Origin of the sequence: Hyphomonas pacifica (assembly GCF_000682675.1) — a bacterium.
Classification (GTDB): domain Bacteria; phylum Pseudomonadota; class Alphaproteobacteria; order Caulobacterales; family Hyphomonadaceae; genus Hyphomonas; species Hyphomonas pacifica.
The window spans coordinates 1-19,752 of the sequence record NZ_AWFA01000022.1; the positions used below are offsets into that span (position 1 = coordinate 1).

Sequence of the window (19,752 nt, forward strand, 5' to 3'; positions counted from 1 at the left end):
AACCGCCAAAGGTGGTGGGAGGTGAGGGGCAAATACCTAAATTACATGAATTTGTACCTTTAAAGACAATTTGAAGACAGGCATATCACGCTGATGCTTACCCGCCTTCTTCTCTGCTTCGCCATTGCCTGCAGCGTCAGCTTCAGTCTGGCCAATGCCCAGCTGACCAGCGGCATTTCCGGGCCCGTCGTCAATGAGGGCAAACGCGCTGCCGGATACCGCGCGGCCTATGACCCTGATGTCAATGGCCTTGCCCAACGGATTCATTATGACCATGCCCTGAATGACAAGTTTCTTCTGCGCGGCGTCGCTCAAGCCCGTAAGACCAGTCGCTCGGATCTGGATTTTGATTTCTTCCAGGCCGAGCTGCGCTGGCAGCTGACCCCGGATTCAGCCGACTGGCAGCAGGGTCTTCGCTTTGACGTGCGCATCCGGGATGATGATCGCCCCGGTCTGGTCGCCGCCCACTGGATGCACCAGGTACAGCTGGCAGCCAGTGTTCGCGTCCGGTTCGCCGCCATCATCAGCAGCGATATAGGAAGTGACGCGCGCGATGGCATCTTCCTGCAGACCCGGGGCGACCTTGGCTGGCGCCTTGCGGGCAGCGTGGATGTCGGCGCAGAGCTCTATAATTCCTATGGTGCCGTGGATGATATCCTGCCTCTGGAACGCGCAAGCCATCTGGCCGGACCGTTTGTCTCCCTGCCCCTGACCAACTCGCTCAATCTGCGCACAAGTGCCTTGCTGGGGCTGACAGAGGCCTCGCCGGATGTCACCTTCCGCCTCTTTCTGACGCAGGACTTCTGAGGCGTCACAAGCCTCTCGCCTCTTGCGCGCCATTACGGTAAACCTGATGTTAAGCGAGAAGAAGGACGGGTAGGTCCGCGATGGAACGGGACACAAAAATTGCCCTCGCCGGGGCAGCCATCGCCAAACGCGAACGGAAGCGGCAAGAACATGCCGTATCTGGTGGCAGAACCGAGAAGGGGAATCTCATGCGCATGTTGTTCGGTATCTTCCCGCTACTGGTCATACCGGTAGCGCTCTACAATCTTTTGGCCCTTGGCTTTGGCGGCCCGATGGAAACCGCCAATGAATTTGGGGAAATCGTCCGGTCGGAGACTGCGCCGATCCTGGAATTGTTGAACGGTAAATTCGTGGGCTTGCCGATGATTTCGGGGGTCGACTGGATCCTTACCAAGGGCGACGCCATCCTGCTGCTGGCCGTGGTCTTCCTGTTTCTGGAAATCCTGAAATCCACCTCGACCGGCACATCAACCATCATGAATCATGCCGTATCGATGATCCTGTTCATTGTGTGCCTGATCCAGTTCCTGTTGTTGCCGAACTTTGCGACATCCACATTCTTCATCCTGATGTCGATGACATTGCTGGATGTGTTGGCGGGGGTTGTCGTCACTATCGTCTCAGCACGGCGCGACTTTGGTGTGGCAGGGGACATCTAGCCATCTCTCACCCCTGATGTGCAAAAGGCCTGCCGCGGGGCAGGCCTTTTGAACTTCAAGGATCAGTCTTTGCTGTACAAATCCGCCAGCTGCTTCTGAATCGCCGCCATCTGGGCCTGCATATTGGCCAGCGCCTCAGCCTGGTATTCCATCATCGGGTTCAAGGAGGCACGCTCCTCATTCTGCTGATGTGTCGAAGCAGACAAGGTGGGCATGAACATCTTCATGGCCTGTTCGAACATCGCCATATTGCGTTTGGCCTGCTGTTCGAAAAGATGCATCGGATTGGCGGCCTTGCGCCATTCCTTCTGGGAATCGGCAAAGCTGTTCATCGACATTTCCAGAAAGGACGGCAGGAAGGTCTGCGCGCCGCCACCATAAAAACCGATCAGCTGGCGCAGGAAATTCAGCGGCAGAGCCCCTTCGCCCTTGGTCTCATGCTCGAAAATGATCTGGGTCAATACCTGACGGGTCAGGTCTTCACCAGATTTCGCGTCGCGAACTTCAAAGTTGCGGCCCTCACGGACAAGCTCCGACAAATGATCCAGCGTCACATAAGAAGATGTCGACGTGTCATAGAGACGTCTGTTCGCATATTTCTTGATGATGATGACATCATCAGATCCGTTACCCTTGGCCATATCCTACCCTCTGCTCTCACTACAGGAGAAGCAATATTTGTGCTATGCAACATAATCTTGCACAATTTCGGCCTTCGACCAATGCGCTATTGCTAATAACGCACCAGAGCGGCTAGCCTTTTTCCTGCACACATAGCGGGAGGACACGCAATGACTAGGACAGTTCTGGTCACTGGTGGCACGCGCGGCATTGGCCGGGCGATCAGTGAGATGATGAAACACAAGGGTTATCAGGTTGCCGCAAACTATGCCGGCAATCAGGAGGCCGCGGAGGCCTGCGCCAAGGAACTTGGTATAAAATGCTACAAGTTTGATGTTGCAGACTATGATGCCGTCACAGACGGGCTGGCCGCCATTGAGAAAGATCTCGGGCCGGTTGATATCCTGATCAACAATGCCGGCGTCACACGGGATGCACCCTTTCACAAGATGAGCCGGGAGCAGTGGCAGCAGGTGATTGAAATCGACCTGACCTCAGCCTTCAATTGCACTCGCCAGGTGTGGGAAGGCATGCGCGACCGCGGTTTTGGGCGCGTCATCAATATCTCTTCCATCAATGGACAGAAAGGCCAGTTCGGACAGGCCAACTATTCCGCCGCCAAGGCAGGCCTGATTGGCATGACCAAAGCTCTCGCCCAGGAAGGTGCCAAGAAAGGCATCACTGTTAACGTGGTGGCTCCTGGCTATATCGACACGGAAATGGTTCAGGCGGTGCCGGAAAAGGTTCTGGAAGGCATCATCTCGACGATACCTGTCGGCCGCCTTGGCAAGGCCGAAGAGATCGCCTCGATGTGCGCCTATCTCGCCAGCGATGAAGCAGCCTTCATCACCGGCGCGACAATGACCGTGAATGGCGCGCAATATATTGCGGGCTAAACGCTCAAAATGATCTTGCCGAAATGCTTCTGACTAGCCTGATGGACAAAGGCAGAAGCAATTTCGTCAAGCGGGAACGTCTTGTCCATTACCGGCTGGATGTCATTGGCTTCGATCGCAGCGATCATGTCTTCCTGATGGCGGCGCGATCCGACCGTGATGCCGGACAGGGTAATGTTCATCGAGAACAGGGCCGCTGTCGGCACCTCACCTGATACACCGGTCAGCACACCAATCAGCGAAATATGCCCGGCCGGGCGGCATGCGGCGATGGATTGCGCCAGCGTTTCGGGCCCGCCAATCTCGACGACTTCATCCACACCGCGTCCGCCGGTCAGCGCCTTGGCCTTTTTGCCCCATTCCGGCGTTTCCTTGTAATTGATGACATGATCCGCACCGAGTGCCTTCAGGCGCTCCAGCTTTTCATTTGACGAGGACGTAGAAATCACACGGCACCCAGCGGCCTTCGCAAACTGAAGCGCAAAGATCGAGACCCCGCCAGTGCCTTGGGTCAGCACCCAGTCACCGGGTTTGACTTTTGCCTCCACCATCACGGCCCGCCAGGCGGTCAGCGCGGCACAGGGCAGCGTCGCGGCCTGCTCGTATGAATAGCCTTCCGGAATACGCGTGAATGCCGTCTCCGCAGCGGCAACATATTCAGCAGCAAAGCCATCTGTCCCATCACCCGGCACAGCGCCAAAGCCTGCAGCTTCGATTTCACCGGACTGCCAGTTCGGGAAGAACAGGGAAACGACCTTGTCGCCTTCCTTGAAACGCGTCACCCCTTCGCCAACAGCGACAACATCTCCGGCACCGTCAGACATCGGAATACGTCCATCGTCGGTCGGAATGCCGCCCATGATGACGGCAAAGTCATGATAGTTCAGACTGCTGGCCCTGATGCGGACCAGGATCTCGCCCGGTCCCGGCGTTGGTTTTTCACGATCTTCAAGAACGAGATTACCCGGACCACCGGGCTTTTTGACGGCTGCAACTTTCATCTGTTTCCTCCTGACTTTTCCATAAGGGACTTATCCCATCCCTACGGAAGTCAAGCGGAAGAGAGGTCAGTCTGCGGTTGACGCAAGGCGAGCATCCCTTAGCGCCTTCCGACGTACCTTTCCCGCATCATCGCGCACCGCCTCCGCAACATATTCAAAACTCTTCAGGATCTTGTAGCGAACGAGCCGATCCGACAGATGCGCCTGCATGGCGGCTTCGTCCACAGCGCCTTCGGGGCGATCAATGATCGCGTGCAGACGCGCGCCCATATCCTCATCCGGCAATCCGATCACGGCAGAGGACCTCACACCGGGATATGCCTCAATCGCCGCTTCAACTTCTGCCGGGTAGATATTCGCGCCGCCGACGAGGACCATGTCAGACAGGCGATCCGTCAGGTAAAGATAGCCGTCTTCATCCATCCAGCCCATATCTCCCAGACTCTCCCAGCCGCCTTCAATGGCGCGCGCTTCCGCGCCGATATAGCGATAGGTCGTGCCAGCGCCGTCCAGCGGGCGCAGGAAGACTTCGCCAATCTCGCCGGGCGGGACGATTTCGCCAGCCTCATTCACGATCTTCATTTCGCAGGACTCGACCGGCCGACCGACTGAACCCTTGTGCTCCAGCCATTCCGTGCCTTGAATCGTTGTAGAGCCCTGGCCTTCCGTACCGCCATACAGCTCCCAGATCACTTCGGCGCCAAGCCATTCGATATAGGCTTCCTTCAGCCAGGCCGGACAGGGTGCAGCGAGGTGCCACAGCGCAACCAGGCTGGAAAGGTCATACTTTGCACGGATGTCTTCCGGCAGACCCCAGATACGGCGCATCATGGTCGGCACCATATAGGCTACATTGACCTTCAAACGCTCAATCACCGCCAGTGTCTTCTCCGGGTCAAAGCGCGTGGTGACAGCGACGGTGCAGCCCTTGAACAGGGCAATCATGGCCCAAAGGAACGGCCCATTGTGGTAAAGCGGCCCCGGGATCAGCATGGTGCCCTGAAGGGGAATCTCCAGATACGGAATGTCCGGGTCCCAGACCGCCGGCAGCTTGGAAACAATCAGTTTGGGCCGACCGGTTGAGCCGCCGCTCGTCATCGCCTTGATCGAACTGGCAGTCACCTCGGGCAGCGCCTCATCAGAGAGACCTGCATCGGGTTCAAAGCCTTCCGGTATGGAGGGGAGAGGATCATACTCCCCGGCCTGAACCCCTACGACAATGCGTGGTTTGCCAAGTTCAATGATCTGATCACGTTCCAGTTTCGGGAGGCGCGCAGAGACCGGCTGCGGGGTCGCGCCAAGTTTCCAGGTGGCCAGGCAGGCTTCGAAAAACTCGATGCCATTGGGCAGGGCAATTGTGACGAAATCATCCGCCTGCACACCAAGCGACTGATAGGCGCGCGCCAGTCTGTTGGTACGCCTTTCCAGATCGGCCCAGGTGGTGGAGGCACCTTCATGGTCAATTGCGACCCGGTCACCCTGCTGGTCTGCCCAATGGGCAACGATTCTAGAGAGAGATATTATGGCCACTTAGTCTGTTCCCTTTTATTTTTATATGTCGGCGCGCTTGAGGAGGCGTTGAAATCCTTCCCAGAACTCCTGCCTGCGATCATCCGTCTCCATAAGGATTTCATGCATCGCGCCTTCGATGGTGACATGCTCGCAATCGGGCAGGCGGGCGCAGATTTTTTCATGGGAGGCATTGTCCACCAGCTGCTCTTCGGCCGCCGATGCCACAAAGACCGGAATGGTGACTTCCTTTAAAATCTTTGGCTTGGAGAAAGTTGTCAGAATATCCAGCGATGCACCAAGCCAGCCCCAGGTGACCGGGCCGAGTTCCAGATCCGGCCGGGCATCAATCAGGGCACGTTGCAATTGCCAGCGTCTTTTGTCATGCGTTACGATATTGGTCTCAAAGGTCTCCGCGGGTCCCGGCTGAATGGCGTAATCGCCAGACCGCCCGGTCGCCCTCATGGCCCAAACCAGGTAGCGCATACCCAGAAAGTGAGACTTCAACCCCCACATCGGCGCGCAAAAGGCCGCAGCATCCACTTCCACCAGCTTTTGCGAAATCGCCGCCAGCGCAATGGCACCGCCCATCGAATGCGCCACGGAGACGTACGGCCGGGGCAAATGATCCTGTAATTGTTTTAGCCCGCCTTCCAATGCACCCATAAAGGTCTCGAACCGGTCAATGTGGCCCTTTCGGGTATCGTCGAGCAGGCGTTCTGACAGACCCTGGCCCGGCCAGTCCAGAATGACCACGGCAAATCCCATCGACTGCAGCTCTCGCCCAACCTCAAAATATTTTTCTATAAACTCTGTGCGCCCTGGGCAGACAATCGCTGTGCCGCGTGGATCGGACTTTGACAGCGCGGGTGCGATACAGGCGCGCAAATTCCGCCCGGCACTGCCTTTGAACCAGATAATCTCGGCCCCTTGCGGGGGTGGGTTACCAGGCACACCCACAAAGGCTTCGCTCTGATTGAAACTCTCTGAGGGCATTGTACTGCCTGTCCTGTCAAAATAAAGGCCGTCCGAAGGTTTCCCCCGGACGGCTCATTATATCAAGTGACTGAGTCCTGTACGGATCAGGCAAATTTTTTCATGAGGCTCTGCAGCTGCATGGCAACGGACATGTCGCCTTCAACTTTCAGCTTACCCTGCATGAAGGCCATGGTCGGGTCCATAGCGCCTTGGGCGATTTTCACGAAATCGTCCCAAGTGACCTTGATCGTTGCGTCGGCATCACCGTCGGAATTGTCTGCTTTGCCAGCTGCGCCGTCGATGAAGAGCTTGCCAACATCACCAAAGTCAAACTTCACTTTTTTGGTAAAATCGCCGCCCGGTTCTACGGCAGAATCTGCTTTGGCTGTGAGTTCTGCGAGATCCATTGAATTCCTCCTTGAATGGACTTGGCCTTGATAAAGCAGACCCCAGCCGTGGAAAGCAAGAGCCTGATTGAGAATATAACGTGAAACTGACTCTTGCGTCACTTTCTCTGTAGAACTCACTCACCCCTCAAAAACACCTTCTTGACCTCGCGCTAGGGAAGCGTGGAACCTGCGCGAATGAGTTGGGAAAAATCGATTGAAGAGCTTCGCCGTCGTGAAAGACTGGCGGAGAAAATGGGAGGCGAAGAGCCTGTCTCCCGCCAGCGCGGCCGCGGGAAACTGACGGTTCGCGAACGTGTGGCCTTTCTGGCTGATCCAGGCACCTTCCACGAAATCGGCAAGATTGCCGGCCTTGCCACCTATGGCGCAGATGACGAGTTGGAGAGCTTCACGCCCTCCACATCGGTCACCGGCCGCGCAACCCTTAATGGCCGTCCTGCAGTTATTCTGGCGGACGATTTTACGGTGCGCGGCGGTGCCTCGGATGCCTCGATCTGGCAGAAAATGGTCCAGATGATCAAAATGGCCGCCGAATATCGGATGCCGCTGGTTCAGATGATTGACGGCACGGGCGGGGGTGGCTCCGTAAAATCGCTGGAAAAGGACCCGCGCACCTACATCCCGGAAACACCGGGCTGGGACGCGATCGTACATGGTCTGACGCAGGTGCCGTTCGTCTCACTGGCGCTTGGCCCCTGCGCAGGCATGGGCGCCGGACGGGTGGCTGCCAGCCATTTCTCCGTCATGGTCAAGGACCTTAGCCAGGTCTTCGTGGCCGGCCCGCCTGTGGCGATTGCGCTTGGTGAGAACGTGACCAAGGAAGAGCTGGGCGGCTGGAAGATACAGGCGCAGAACGGCACTGTGGACAATGTGGTCGACAGCGAAGCCGAAGCCTTTGAGACCGCGCGGCGCTTCCTGTCCTATCTACCCGGCTCTGTTCACGAGCTGCCGGAACGGACGCCCCCGACGGACGACCCCAAACGCCGCGAAGACAGCCTGATGTCTGTCGTGCCGACGGACGGGAAGACACCTTACAAACCCCACAAGATCATCGAAGCGAGTGTCGATCAGGGCAGCTTCTTCGAGATCGGCCAGGTCTGGGGCCGTGGCATCGTCACCGGGCTCGCCCGGATCGACGGCTATCCGGTCGGCATCATGGCGGGCAATCCCTTCTTCCTGGATGGCGCCTGGACAGCAGATGTCTGTGACAAGGTCACCCGGCATATGGACCTCTGCTCGCAATTCCATTTGCCCGTGATCCACTTTGTCGACTGCCCGGGCTTTGCCGTCGGCGTGAAGGCGGAGACTGCAGGTGTGACGCGCGCCGGCGTACGCGCGATGACGGCCGTTTATCAGGCAGACGTGCCGGTCTGCTCCGTCGTCATCCGCAAGGCCTATGGCCTGGCAGGGTCTGCCATGATGAATCAGAGCCGTACCAAATGGCGCTATTGCTGGCCAAGCGGGGATTGGGGCAGCCTGCCCATGGCGGGCGGTATCGAGGCAGCCTTCCGAAAGGAACTGGCCGAAGCCGAGGACCCGGATGCGCTGAAGGCTCAGCTCTACAAGAAGTTCGATGCCATTCGGTCGCCTTTCCGAACGGCGGAATCCTTCTATGCAGAAGAGATCATAGACCCAAGAGACACAAGGCCCTTGCTCGTCGACTTCATCCACCACGCCTGGCGCACGCTGGAGCCTGGCGAGCGCAAAATTGGTTTCAGACCCTGAGACGACCCTTATGCCAGTACCCCCGGAATATCTACGCGTCGGCGAATTCTTCACGGACTTCCTGCTCCGCGTAAAAGCTGAATGTATGCTGACCAGCCGGCATCAGGCCTATACCTGCATGCAGGCGGTCATCACCGTGTTCCGTCGCCGCCTTACCCCGGAGCAAGTGATCCGCTTTGTGCAGATCCTCCCGCCCGTTGTCGGAACAATCCTGGTAGATGGTTGGACGCCGGAAGAGTTCACAACCCGATGGGGCAGCCGCGAAAACCTGACGGCAGAGGTGCGCCGCTTCCGACATGATCACAATCTGTCCACTGACTCGACAATTACAGATGTCGCCAAAGCCATTCGCGCAACGATTGGAGATGAAGCGCTGGACAGCTTTCTCGCAGATCTCGGCCCTGACGCACAGGCCTATTGGCGAATCTAGGCAACCAGCGCACTCCCGCCCGATTTCCAGCCTTATCTTGCCATGATGTAAGGTTTCATGTGGTATCAAGCATCCATGTGGAGGGACGAGATGAAACACACGATACCTGTCATAGCCTGCGCGATGCTGGCGCTTGCGGCCTGCGGCGGTCCGAATAGCGACGTGCCGGAGCGCGCCATGTCTGCGCCATCTCCTGCGCCGGTCGCGCAACAGGATATGGCTTTTGAGCGCAGCCCCTCCGGTGGAGACGGCGCACCTGTGGAAGAAGCTGCACAGCAATACATCGCCTATTCCCATTCTCTGGGTCTTCGCCTGCCGGTCAAATCAATTGAGCCCGTGATGGATGGCCATGTTGCCGCCTGCAATGCAGCGGGCCCAAGCAAATGCATCGTGACGAATTCTTGGTATAATTCGTATTCCGACGATGAAGCCTCTGGCTCACTTCAATTGCGCGCAACACCGGACTGGATCGAGTCCTTTCTGAAAGGCGTCGACGAAGAGGCCGAGGCGGCAAATGGTGAAGTCACCAACCGCCAGACAACTGCGGAAGACCTGACCGTCTCAATCATTGACACCGATGCCCGCCTGAATGCCCAGCAGACCCTGCAGCGCCGTCTCGAAGACCTGCTGGCAAATCGTGAAGGTGAACTGGGAGATATTCTGGCCACAGAGCGCGAACTCGCACGTGTGAATGGAGAGATCGACTCGCTCAAATCTTCCCTAAAGGCGCTGATGCTGCGCGTTGAGATGAGCCGACTGGACATCAATTACGAAACCAAGCGCAATCCAGTGTCGCAAAGCGCCCTGTCGCCCATCGCAAATGCGTTCGGAGATTTCTTCTATAATCTCTCAGGGGCTCTGGCCGCCGTCATCACCGCCTTTGCGGTGGGTTTGCCCTGGCTGATCCTGATCGGTGTCTTCCTGTGGGTATGGCTGAAACTGATCTGGCCGCGCCTCCGCAAGAAGAAAGCGCCCAAGGCAGACTAATCAAGAAAGCCCCCGGATCGCGCCGGGGGCTTTCTTCAATTTCAGGCCTTAACAGCCACTTTCTTCTTTCCTGCCTTTGGTTTTTCCTCCGGCAACAGGAGGTGTGCGATCTCCTTCGGCACAATCATCAGCATTTCCTGCAGGGAATTATCCCACTCTTCCAGAATATCCTTCGCCCGCAGGGATTTGGTCCGCTTGAGGTGTTCCTCAATCAGGGCCCGCGCTTCGGCAATATGCTCGCCGGGCATGTCAGCCAGCGGATACCAGTCAATTGCATCCGGGTTGGCAACGCGGTCAAAGCGTTGCTCTGGATCCCAGATATAGGCTGCGCCGCCGGTCATGCCTGCGCCGAAATTATCGCCAACCGGTCCGAGGATCACGGCGCGACCTCCGGTCATGTATTCACAGCCATTGGCTCCGCAACCTTCAATGACCGTTTTCGCGCCTGAGTTTCTGACCGCGAAGCGAACGCCTGCTGCTCCGGAGGCAAACAACTTGCCCGCTGTAGCTCCGTACAGACACGTATTCCCAATAATGGCATCGCTACCTGCGCGGTGACGTTCTTTGAGGGGTGGTGCTACGACGATGCTGGCGCCAGAAAGGCCCTTGCCGACATAGTCGTTTGCATCACCAATCACTTCCAGCAAAAGCCCCTGAACGGAGAATGCACCAAGGGACTGGCCCGCTGAGCCCTCAAGACGGATATGCAGGCGGCCTTCCGGCAGGGCATGCATCCCGAATTTCTGTGTGATGGCAGAGCTGGAGCGTGCGCCGATGGCTCGCATTGTGTTGGCAACACCATATTCCAGCTGCATCTTCTCACCGCGCTCAAAGAAGGGCTCGGCGTCGCGCAGGATCTGGGCGTCCAGCGTATCCGGAACTTCTTCGCGGCGATTCGGCTGGTAGACAACCGGTGTGTCGCTATCGACCTGAACCAGCAGCGGGTTCAGATCGAGGTCATCAAGATGGGTGGATCCGCGGCTGACCTGTGTCAGCAAATCTGTGCGGCCAATCGCTTCGTCGAGGGATTTCAGGCCAAGGGAGGCGAGAATTTCTCGCACATCCTCAGCAATGAAGCTCATCAAGTTCACGACCTTTTCAGGAGACCCGGTAAAGTGCGCCCGCAGCGCCTCATCCTGCACACATACACCGACCGGGCATGTGTTGGAGTGACACTGGCGCACCATGATGCAGCCCATGGCAACAAGCGCCGCCGTGCCGATGCCATACTCTTCCGCGCCCAGCATGGCCGCGATTACAATGTCACGTCCGGTACGAAGGCCGCCATCCGTCCGCAGAGTAACTTTACCACGCAAATTGTTCAACGACAGGATCTGGTGTGCTTCGGCCAGGCCCAGCTCCCAAGGCAGGCCGGCATATTTGATGGAGGTTTGCGGGCTTGCCCCCGTGCCGCCCACACCGGCCGCGATGAGGATCAGATCCGCTTTGGCTTTCGCCACACCGGCGGCAACCGTTCCGACGCCAGATTGTGCGACCAGTTTCACACAGACGCGCGCTTCCGGGTTGATCTGTTTCAGATCGTAGATCAGCTGAGCGAGATCTTCGATAGAATAAATGTCATGGTGCGGCGGAGGCGATATCAGCGTTACGCCCGGCGTTGCATGGCGCAGCTTCGCAATCAGCTCCGTCACCTTGAAGCCCGGCAATTGCCCCCCTTCGCCAGGTTTTGCGCCTTGGGCGATCTTGATTTCAATCTCTCGACACTGGTTCAGATACTCCGCCGTCACACCAAACCGGCCGGATGCGACCTGTTTGACGGCAGAGTTCATATTGTCGCCATTCGGTAGCGGGCGGTACCGCGAGCGGTCTTCACCGCCCTCACCAGAGACAGACTTCGCCCCAATCCGGTTCATCGCCACGTTAAGTGTTCCGTGCGCCTCCGGACTCAAGGCGCCAAGGGACATACCCGGCGTTACAAACCGTTTGCGGATCTCATTGATCGACTGAACGCTCGACACTGGCACCGGCGCGCCAGCGGGCTTGAAGTCCAGCAAGTCACGCAACTGGATCGGATCACGCGAATGCACCGCCTCGACATATTTGCGATAGATGGAATAGTCGCCGCGATTACAGGCCGCCTGGAGCGTATGGATAAGGTTGCCATCCAGCGCATGTGGTTCCTCGGAGGCGCGCAGACGGTAGAAACCTCCGACAGGGAGAGACACAACATCCTCATCAAACGCTGCCTCGTGGCGCATCAGGGCATTCTCTTCCAGACCGGCCAGACCAAGTCCGGAGATCCGACTATTCATGCCGGGGAAGTAGTCCGCCACCAGAGCGCGCGAGAGGCCGAGCGCCTCAAAATTGTAGCCACCCCGATAAGACGAGACGACCGAGATACCCATCTTGGACATGATCTTCAGCAGGCCCGCCTCAATCGCCACCTTGAAGTTCTTTACACACTCATTCAGCGACATATCGCCAAACAGGCCGCGGCCATGACGATCTGCGATGATATCCTGTGCCAGATAAGCATTGACGCAGGTTGCGCCGACACCGACCAGCACGGCAAAATAATGCGTATCCAGACATTCAGCTGAACGAACCGTGATGGAGCAGAACGTACGCAGCCCCTGTGCGACAAGATGAGAGTGTACCGCGCCTGTTGCCAGAATCATCGGAATAGCAATCCGGTCTGCAGACTGCAAATGGTCTGTCAGGATAATATGCTCGCGGCCTTCACGTACCGCATCTTCAGCCTCCCGACGGATACGGCTCAGCGCATCTTTCAGTGCCGACCCGTCCCCGCGGGCATCGGCCTGATCGAACGTACAGTCGATCTCGGCTGTGCCGACGCCCAGTCGCTCAATCAGGCGTTCATACATGCCATTGGTCAGGACAGGGCTTTCCAACACGAAGACTTCCTGCTGGGACTTGTCCGTATCCAGCACGTTACCCAGATTTTTGAAGCGCGTTTTAAGGCTCATCACCCGTTCTTCGCGCAGAGGGTCAACCGGCGGGTTGGTCACCTGGCTGAAATTCTGACGGAAAAAGTGGCTCATCGGACGATAGGAGAAGGACAACACAGCTGTTGCCGTATCATCACCCATGGAGCCGATGGCTTCCTTACCCGTCTCCGCCATGGGTGACAGGATCATTTCCAGGGTTTCCAGCGTGTAGCCTGCGGCCGTCTGACGGCGCAGCAGGTCTTCCTTGTTGAACATCAGCGGCTCAGGGCCCGGGCCGATCTCCGGCTCCAGCTCCGTCACGGCCTTAAGCCAATCTTCATAAGGCGCCTGCTCAGACAGGAAGTCCACGATCTCGCGATGCTCGTAGAACTTGCCCGTTTTCAAATCCGCCGCGATGATGCCGCCTGCCGGAATCAGGCCGCGCTTGGCCACTTCATGATCGCCCAGTGGGCACATGCCGGTTTCAGAACCAACAGCAAGAATCCCGTCCGTCGTCAGCGCATAACGCAGCGGACGCAGGCCGTTACGGTCGAGACCTGCAATCGCCCAGCGGCCATCATAGGCCGCGATACCGGCCGGGCCATCCCATGGTTCCATCACGGAGTTGCAATAGTCATACAATGCGCGGTGCGCCGTCGGCATGATGGAATCGCGCTTCGACCATGCTTCCGGAATCAGCATGGCCTTGGCCATCGGCGCCGGACGTCCGGATTTACAAAGCAGTTCGAATACGGAATCAAGCGCGCCGGAGTCAGACGTGCCATCCGGGATCACCGGCTTCACATCATCAACATGCTCACCAAAGGCTTCCGAAACCATGCGGATTTCATGGCTCTTCATCCAGTTCTTGTTGCCGCGAACCGTATTGATCTCTCCATTATGCGCGATCATGCGGAAAGGCTGCGCCAGAGACCATTGCGGGAATGTGTTGGTGGAATAGCGCTGGTGATAGATGGCGAACGCGGAAACGAAGCGATCATCCCGCAGGTCAAGATAGAAATTGTCTATGTCCTGCGCCAGGAACATGCCCTTGTAGATCAGAGAGGCATGGCTGAGCGAGCAGACATAGAAAGACGGAATGGCGGCTTCGCGCGCACGGCGCTCAATCCGGCGGCGGCAGATATACAGCGCACGCTCCAAATCTTCCGGGCTGCGCCCCTTGGCATCCCGAAACATGATCTGTTCAATCGCTGGCCGCGTGTCCTTGGCCTTTTGCCCGATGACGGAGACATCCACAGGTGGCTGCCGCCAGCCATAGATATAGAACCCGAAGTGCAGCACTTCGGTTTCCACCAATGTCCGCGCAGCTTCCTGTGCGGCAAAGTCAGTGCGTGGCAGGAAGATCTGACCAACGCAGATCGGGTCATCTGTCGGATTATGACCGGTACGCGTCACATGCTCACGAAAGAAATCCTGCGGCACTTCCACACGGATGCCCGCACCATCGCCAGTCTTGCCATCGGCATCAACAGCACCGCGGTGCCAGACATTCTTCAGGGCCGCGATGCCCATCTCGACGATTTCACGCTTCGGCTTACCATCAAGGGAGGCAACCAGACCGACACCGCACGCATCATGTTCAAATGACGGATCATAGGCATGCGCATCCATCAGACGCTGGCGATTTTCTTCGTACTTTTTTACATAATCTGACATCTGACTACTCCGCAGCCACAGTTTCTGAACGAGCGGCGGCCCTCATGGCCTTGTGCATGGCCTCGGCCGCATCACGCCCATCCTTGATTGCCCACACCACAAGGGAGGCACCTCTGACGATATCGCCTGCCGCATAGACGCCCGGCAGGCTGGTTTCCATGGTCGCATAATCGACCCGTACAGCGCCCCAGCGGTTCACGGTCAGCGCCTCTTCTCCAAACAGTTCCGGCAGGTCTTCCGGATCAAAGCCGAGCGCTTTGATCACCATGTCCGCCTTCACATCAAAGCTTTCACCGGTCTTCACCGGGCTCTGGCGGCCAGAGGCATCCGGCTCACCCAGCTTCATGCGATTGGCACGCACAGCCTTCACCTTACCGGCTTTCGTATCCAGAATAGCTTCCGGGGAAGCCAGCCATTCGAAAACGACGCCTTCTTCTTCCGCATTCTGTACTTCACGCTGGCTGCCCGGCATATTGGCGCGGTCACGGCGGTAAAGACAGGTCACTTGCTTTGCGCCCTGACGAATCGCGGTGCGGACACAGTCCATCGCCGTGTCACCACCGCCGATCACGACGACGCGCTTGCCTTCGGCATTGAGGGCGCCGTCATCATAGGCCGGCACGGCATCGCCAAAGCCCTTGCGGTTGGACGCAGTTAGATATTCCAGCGCCGGATAGACGCCCTGCGCCCCGCTGCCCGGACATTTCAGGTCTTTCGCCGCATAAACGCCGGTCGCAATCAGAACCGTGTCATGCTCTGCGCGCAGCGTGGACAGGCTGACCTGTTCGCCAATACGCGTATTGAACTTGAAGGTAATTCCGGACTCTTCCAGCCGCTTGATCCGGCGTTCAACGACATGCTTCTCCAGCTTGAAGCCGGGAATGCCATAGACCAGCAGACCGCCGCCGCGATCATACGCGTCATAAACGGTCACCCGATAGCCTTTGCGGCGCAGTTGTTCCGCAGCCGCCAGCCCACCCGGGCCCGCACCAATGATGCCTGCGGACTGGGAGCGCTCTCGCGGCGGCTTGATCGGCGTGACCCAGCCTTCTTCCCAGGCCGTATCGGTGATGTATTTCTCAATGGAACCAATCGTCACCGTGCCATGACCGGATTGCTGGATTGTGCAGATGCCTTCGCACAGACGATCCTGCGGGCAGATGCGTCCGCAGATTTCCGGCATATTGTTCGTGGCAGAAGATACCTGCCAGGCTTCTTCCAGCCGGTTCTCGGCCGCCAGCTTCAACCAGTCGGGAATGTTATTTGAAAGAGGGCAGCCTTGCTGACAGAAGGGCACGCCGCACTGCGAACAGCGGGCCGCCTGCGCGCCAGCAGCTTCCTTGCTGAATTCAGCATAGATTTCCGCAAAATCGTCTGCGCGCGCTTTCGCCTCGCGCTTGTCCGGCATCTTGCGTTCGACATGCGTAAACTGCAGCATTCTTTCTGCCATAGGGGCACTCCTTAGTTCGGAGCATTGGCTTAGGGCCTCCAAGAAACAGCCGCAAGAAGATTCATCCCTAAAAATATCATAATGATATTAAATATGTGCATATTACCGACCCAAACAATACCCGCAATCCAAATTCAGTCATAATAATATCATATTGATATGATTAGAATGAGTGGAACTTGGCTCGAACTCGGTTACCCCTTTTTCATCCCATCCTCGTAGAGTTTGCTTATGTCGCTGTTGCAACTCGCCATCATCGCCTTGCTGCAGGGCACTACCGAATGGCTTCCCATTTCGTCCTCGGGCCACATTTTGCTGGCGGCCGATATGTTCGACGCCAGTCCGCGCGACGAACTTCTCATTAATGCCGTCTCAAATCTCGGCACACTGCTCGCCATGCTGATCTATTTCCGCAAGGATGTGGCCCTGGCGATTGGCGGCGGGTTTGAACTGGTGGCAAAGCCCTTTGCAGAAAACAAAACACTCTCGCATGGGGCAAGACTTGCCGCCTGCATTCTGGTGGCTACGCCCCTCGCCCTGCTGATTGCCGCTGGCTACGAGCACTTCCTGCCAGAAAGCCTGCTGCAGGATATGCGCAGCATCTATGTCGTTGCAGGCACGACCATATTCTTCGGCATTCTGCTCTGGTGGGCCGATGTCGCCGGGCCGCGTGAACGTACGGAAGAAGACATGACACTGTTGCACGCCTTCCTGATCGGCACGACACAGGCGGTCGCCGCGCTACTGCCCGGCACCAGCCGGTCCGGCATCACCATGACGGCCGCGCGTGCGCTAGGTTACGAACGCACCGAAGCGGCGAGGTTTTCCATGCTGATCGGAGCGCCCATCCTGGCTGCTGCCGGCCTCTACGGCGCGCTTGGCCTGATGCAGGCAGGTAGCTCTGCCTCCGCCCTTACCCTGCAGGATGGCCTGATCGTAACAGGCATTTCTTTTATTACAGGGCTCGCCTCGATCTGGGCGCTCATGGCGCTTCTGAAGCGGATGAGCTTCCTGCCCTTTGTTCTGTACAGATTCGCCCTGGGCGCCGTGCTGCTGCTCGGCTCCCCACTGGTCGGATTGTTCTAGAAAAACCTAGGCTTCAGACGGCTTGTGGAACTCGCCATAGGGGCGGAAGCGCCACAGATAAGACGGTACGATGGCCTCAACCGTTTCCAGCTCCGTAACGCCCAGATCCTTAAGTGTCAGGGCATCTTCAGCCACGACATTATCGGTCTTCATCAGTTCAACCTGATCACCCGTCAGCGGCGGGTCGCCCAGGAAGCCCCAGCTGAATGGCGGAATGTAGCGCCAGACCGCCGCCGTTACATAGCCGACGGGCTTGGCGATGAAGAAAGGCAGGCCGATCTTGAACCGTTTGCGGTCGATAATTTTGGTGATGAGATCATAGATCTCGTTCAGCGTATAGACACTTGGGCCACCCAGCTCATAGGTCTTGCCAGCCGTCGTCGCATCATCCACGGTGATCGCAATCGCCTCGGCTACATCCCCGGCATAGACCGGCTGGAAGCAGGACTTGCCGCCACCAATAGATGGCAGGATCGGAAGGAAGCTCATCGGCATGGAGCTGGCCATCGTTGCAAAGCGATTAAAGAATTCATCTTCCGGCCCGAAAACAACGGACGGCCGCAGGATCGTTGCCGTCGGCACAGCTTTGCGCACAGCCTCTTCGGCTTCCGCTTTGGTGCGGGCGTAGTCAGACTTGGACTCGGCGTTGGCACCAATCGCAGACATCTGCACGAAACGCGTAATGCCCTTTTCTGCGGCGACCTCCGCCAGCAGAGCCGCGCCATCGCGTTGGGCCGCTTCAAAGCTTTGCGCACCCTTTTCAAACAGGATGCCCACCAGATTGACCACAGCGTCAGACCCATCCAGGGCGCGTTCAATCGAATCACGATTGCGGATATTGGCCTGAACAATGTCTACCCAGCCAGGTGTACCGGCGAGACGAACGTCTCCAGCCGTGTTCACATGGCGGCAGGCAACGCGGACACGCCATCCCTTTTTCACAAGCTCGCGCGCAGCGTAGCGCCCGATAAAGCCCGATCCGCCGAAAACCGTTACCAAGCCTTTGGTCATCTTGAGCATTCTCTCATGGCGGCCGCGGCCGCAATAAACTGATTGCCGCCTTTGACCATACACACCCCGGCCTGTCTACACGGGCTGTGCGGGCCAATGATCGCAGCCTGCAAATTATCCTGCCTGAGGGGCAAACCAGTCGCGAAATGCTTCCCGTTCGGCCTCTGTCATGTGGATGCCCAGTTTTGAGCGCCGCCACAAAATGTCGTCTGCCGAGGCGGCAAACTCTTCACGCCTCAGATAGCACACTTCGGCTTCGGTCAGGCCGGCCCCGAAAGCCCGGCCGAGATCGGCCTCAACAGCTGCATCGCCCAGCAAGTCTTCCACCCGCGTGCCATAGGCCCTGGCGAGGCGCGACAGCAGGGCCGGGTCCAGCCCCGGATAGCGCAGGACCAATCCGTCAACATATTCCCGGAAATGACCACCCGGTATATCCCCCCCGGCAAATGCGCACCGCGCGTCCAGGAACGCTTCATATTCGGCAAATCGTCTTTCAGCTCAGCCAGCGCATGCTCTGAAAGCTCGCGATAAGTCGTGATCTTGCCACCAAAGACAGACAGGATCGGCGCGCCGTCCTCTGCTTCGCGCTTCAGAACATAGTCGCGGGTCACTTTTGAGGCATTTACGGCATGATCATCATATAGCGGACGCACGCCGGAATAGGTGCCGACGACATCAGCTGGCGTGATCGCCTTCTTGTAATACGCGCTCGCCCCCTTGCACAGATAGGCGATCTCTTCCGGGGTGATCTCCACCTTGTCGCGATTGGCCTCATAGGGCACGTCGGTTGTGCCGATCAGCGTGAACTCCCCGCGCTCATAAGGAATCGCGAACATGATGCGGCCATCGCCATTCTGGAAGAAATAGGCATGATCGCCATGATGCCAGCGCGGCACGATGATGTGGCTGCCTTTGACAAGACGCAAATGCGGCTTCTCCGGCGCTTCACCATCAAGACCCAGCACATCATCCACCCAGGCCCCGGCCGCATTGACGACCGTTCGGAATTGGCGCGTCTCCTTACCCTTAGGGCCTTGCAGCACAGCCTCCCAATAGTCCGCATGGCGTGTCAAAGAGGTACAGGCCGTGCGCGTCATGATTTCTGCGCCGCGTTTCCTTGCGTCCACGGCATTCAGCACGACCAGGCGGGAATCCTCGACCCAGCAATCTGAGTATTCAAACGCCAGGCGGTATTGGTCTTTCAGCGCGTCCAGTTTACCCGTCGATTTGCGGCGCAGCACCTTGGTCGGCGGCAACAATTTACGCCCGCCCAGATGATCATACAGAAACAGGCCGAGCCGGATCAGCCAGGCCGGACGCAATTCCTTGTGATGCGGCAGCACAAAACGCATCGGCCAGATAATGTGCGGCGCAGCCCGCAGCAGCACTTCCCGCTCGATCAGTGCCTTGCGGACAAGCGCGAAATCATACTGTTCAAGGTATCTGAGGCCGCCATGGATCAGCTTGGTACTGGCTGAAGATGTATGCTGCGCCAGATCATCCTTCTCGCAAAGCACAACATCCAGCCCACGGCCCGCAGCATCCCGGGCAATCCCTGTCCCGTTGATGCCGCCGCCAATCACCAGAATGTCATGCATT

Annotated in this window: 15 protein-coding genes and 1 pseudogene; 7 read left to right on the forward strand and 9 right to left on the reverse strand. The window is 57.8% G+C overall.

Annotated features, from left to right (window positions below):
- The first annotated feature begins 93 nt into the window (after nt 1–93).
- Both HY2_RS08130 and HY2_RS08135 read left to right on the forward strand, forming a co-directional pair.
- The gene (locus tag HY2_RS08130) at nt 94–807 is read left to right on the forward strand and encodes a hypothetical protein (RefSeq protein ID WP_034826523.1); all 714 of its coding nucleotides are present in this window, start codon (nt 94–96) and stop codon (nt 805–807) included.
- An 80-nt stretch (nt 808–887) separates the two neighbouring features.
- A complete protein-coding gene (locus tag HY2_RS08135; protein ID WP_233346138.1) occupies nt 888–1,466 on the forward strand; it encodes a hypothetical protein in 579 nt (192 codons plus the stop codon).
- A gap of 62 nt (nt 1,467–1,528) precedes the next feature.
- On the opposite strand, the gene phaR is transcribed toward HY2_RS08135, so the two are convergent.
- On the reverse strand, nt 1,529–2,107 hold the full coding sequence (gene phaR, locus HY2_RS08140; RefSeq protein WP_034826525.1) for a polyhydroxyalkanoate synthesis repressor PhaR: 579 nt from the start codon (nt 2,105–2,107) through the stop codon (nt 1,529–1,531).
- A 150-nt stretch (nt 2,108–2,257) separates the two neighbouring features.
- Between phaR and phbB the strand changes: the two genes are divergently transcribed.
- On the forward strand, nt 2,258–2,983 hold the full coding sequence (gene phbB, locus HY2_RS08145) for an acetoacetyl-CoA reductase (RefSeq protein ID WP_034826527.1): 726 nt from the start codon (nt 2,258–2,260) through the stop codon (nt 2,981–2,983).
- Here the strand turns inward: phbB and HY2_RS08150 are convergent.
- The 4 genes from HY2_RS08150 to HY2_RS08165 all read right to left on the reverse strand — a co-directional run bounded on the left by HY2_RS08150 (nt 2,980) and on the right by HY2_RS08165 (nt 6,998).
- A complete protein-coding gene (locus tag HY2_RS08150; protein ID WP_034826529.1) occupies nt 2,980–3,984 on the reverse strand; it encodes a zinc-dependent alcohol dehydrogenase family protein in 1,005 nt (334 codons plus the stop codon). The genes phbB and HY2_RS08150 overlap by 4 nt on opposite strands.
- A 66-nt stretch (nt 3,985–4,050) precedes the next feature.
- Entirely contained in the window at nt 4,051–5,514 is a 1,464-nt protein-coding gene (locus HY2_RS08155; RefSeq protein ID WP_034826532.1) for an AMP-binding protein, read from the reverse strand.
- A gap of 21 nt (nt 5,515–5,535) precedes the next feature.
- Nucleotides 5,536–6,489 carry an alpha/beta fold hydrolase gene (locus HY2_RS08160; protein WP_034826535.1) on the reverse strand — a complete coding sequence of 318 codons (954 nt, stop codon included), beginning with the start codon at nt 6,487–6,489 and terminating at the stop codon, nt 5,536–5,538.
- An 86-nt stretch (nt 6,490–6,575) separates the two neighbouring features.
- Complete coding sequence (locus tag HY2_RS08165) at nt 6,576–6,998, reverse strand: SCP2 sterol-binding domain-containing protein (protein ID WP_233346140.1); 423 nt, start codon at nt 6,996–6,998, stop codon at nt 6,576–6,578.
- Nucleotides 6,999–7,055: 57 nt separating this feature from the next.
- Here HY2_RS08165 and HY2_RS08170 point away from each other — a divergent pair, with 57 nt between their 5' ends.
- From HY2_RS08170 to HY2_RS08180, 3 genes are all read left to right on the forward strand, one after another.
- Nucleotides 7,056–8,603: an acyl-CoA carboxylase subunit beta gene (locus tag HY2_RS08170; RefSeq protein WP_034826539.1), complete on the forward strand. Its 1,548-nt coding sequence runs from the start codon at nt 7,056–7,058 to the stop codon at nt 8,601–8,603.
- 10 nt (nt 8,604–8,613) lie between these two features.
- Nucleotides 8,614–9,033, forward strand: a complete 420-nt coding sequence (locus tag HY2_RS08175; protein ID WP_034826541.1) for a DUF2267 domain-containing protein — start codon at nt 8,614–8,616, stop codon at nt 9,031–9,033.
- Nucleotides 9,034–9,123: 90 nt separating this feature from the next.
- Nucleotides 9,124–10,020: a DUF4349 domain-containing protein gene (locus HY2_RS08180; RefSeq protein WP_034826543.1), complete on the forward strand. Its 897-nt coding sequence runs from the start codon at nt 9,124–9,126 to the stop codon at nt 10,018–10,020.
- A 41-nt stretch (nt 10,021–10,061) separates the two neighbouring features.
- On the opposite strand, the gene gltB is transcribed toward HY2_RS08180, so the two are convergent.
- Nucleotides 10,062–14,606, reverse strand: a complete 4,545-nt coding sequence (gltB, locus tag HY2_RS08185; protein WP_034826546.1) for a glutamate synthase large subunit — start codon at nt 14,604–14,606, stop codon at nt 10,062–10,064.
- 4 nt (nt 14,607–14,610) lie between these two features.
- A complete protein-coding gene (locus HY2_RS08190) occupies nt 14,611–16,056 on the reverse strand; it encodes an NAD(P)-dependent oxidoreductase (RefSeq protein ID WP_034826548.1) in 1,446 nt (481 codons plus the stop codon).
- A 231-nt stretch (nt 16,057–16,287) separates the two neighbouring features.
- On the opposite strand from HY2_RS08190, the gene HY2_RS08195 reads away from it, so the two are divergent.
- Nucleotides 16,288–17,142, forward strand: coding sequence for an undecaprenyl-diphosphate phosphatase (locus HY2_RS08195; protein ID WP_034826550.1), 855 nt, complete (start codon nt 16,288–16,290; stop codon nt 17,140–17,142).
- A gap of 6 nt (nt 17,143–17,148) precedes the next feature.
- Here the strand turns inward: HY2_RS08195 and HY2_RS08200 are convergent, their stop codons facing one another.
- Both HY2_RS08200 and HY2_RS08205 read right to left on the reverse strand, forming a co-directional pair.
- Nucleotides 17,149–18,153, reverse strand: coding sequence for a complex I NDUFA9 subunit family protein (locus HY2_RS08200; RefSeq protein ID WP_034826583.1), 1,005 nt, complete (start codon nt 18,151–18,153; stop codon nt 17,149–17,151).
- Between the two features lie 114 nt (nt 18,154–18,267).
- Nucleotides 18,268–19,751: pseudogene (locus HY2_RS08205) on the reverse strand (glycerol-3-phosphate dehydrogenase).
- Nucleotide 19,752 lies beyond the last annotated feature (1 nt).

Coding starts and splice junctions, on each gene's coding strand:
- phbB (WP_034826527.1), top strand. CDS start 2,258: ATGACTAGGACAGTTCTGGTCACTGGTGGCACGCGCGGCATTGGCCGG.
- HY2_RS08160 (WP_034826535.1), bottom strand. CDS start 6,489: ATGCCCTCAGAGAGTTTCAATCAGAGCGAAGCCTTTGTGGGTGTGCCT.
- HY2_RS08180 (WP_034826543.1), top strand. CDS start 9,124: ATGAAACACACGATACCTGTCATAGCCTGCGCGATGCTGGCGCTTGCG.
- HY2_RS08135 (WP_233346138.1), top strand. CDS start 888: ATGGAACGGGACACAAAAATTGCCCTCGCCGGGGCAGCCATCGCCAAA.
- HY2_RS08130 (WP_034826523.1), top strand. CDS start 94: ATGCTTACCCGCCTTCTTCTCTGCTTCGCCATTGCCTGCAGCGTCAGC.
- gltB (WP_034826546.1), bottom strand. CDS start 14,606: ATGTCAGATTATGTAAAAAAGTACGAAGAAAATCGCCAGCGTCTGATG.
- HY2_RS08170 (WP_034826539.1), top strand. CDS start 7,056: ATGAGTTGGGAAAAATCGATTGAAGAGCTTCGCCGTCGTGAAAGACTG.
- HY2_RS08150 (WP_034826529.1), bottom strand. CDS start 3,984: ATGAAAGTTGCAGCCGTCAAAAAGCCCGGTGGTCCGGGTAATCTCGTT.
- HY2_RS08195 (WP_034826550.1), top strand. CDS start 16,288: ATGTCGCTGTTGCAACTCGCCATCATCGCCTTGCTGCAGGGCACTACC.
- HY2_RS08175 (WP_034826541.1), top strand. CDS start 8,614: ATGCCAGTACCCCCGGAATATCTACGCGTCGGCGAATTCTTCACGGAC.
- phaR (WP_034826525.1), bottom strand. CDS start 2,107: ATGGCCAAGGGTAACGGATCTGATGATGTCATCATCATCAAGAAATAT.
- HY2_RS08190 (WP_034826548.1), bottom strand. CDS start 16,056: ATGGCAGAAAGAATGCTGCAGTTTACGCATGTCGAACGCAAGATGCCG.
- HY2_RS08200 (WP_034826583.1), bottom strand. CDS start 18,153: ATGACCAAAGGCTTGGTAACGGTTTTCGGCGGATCGGGCTTTATCGGG.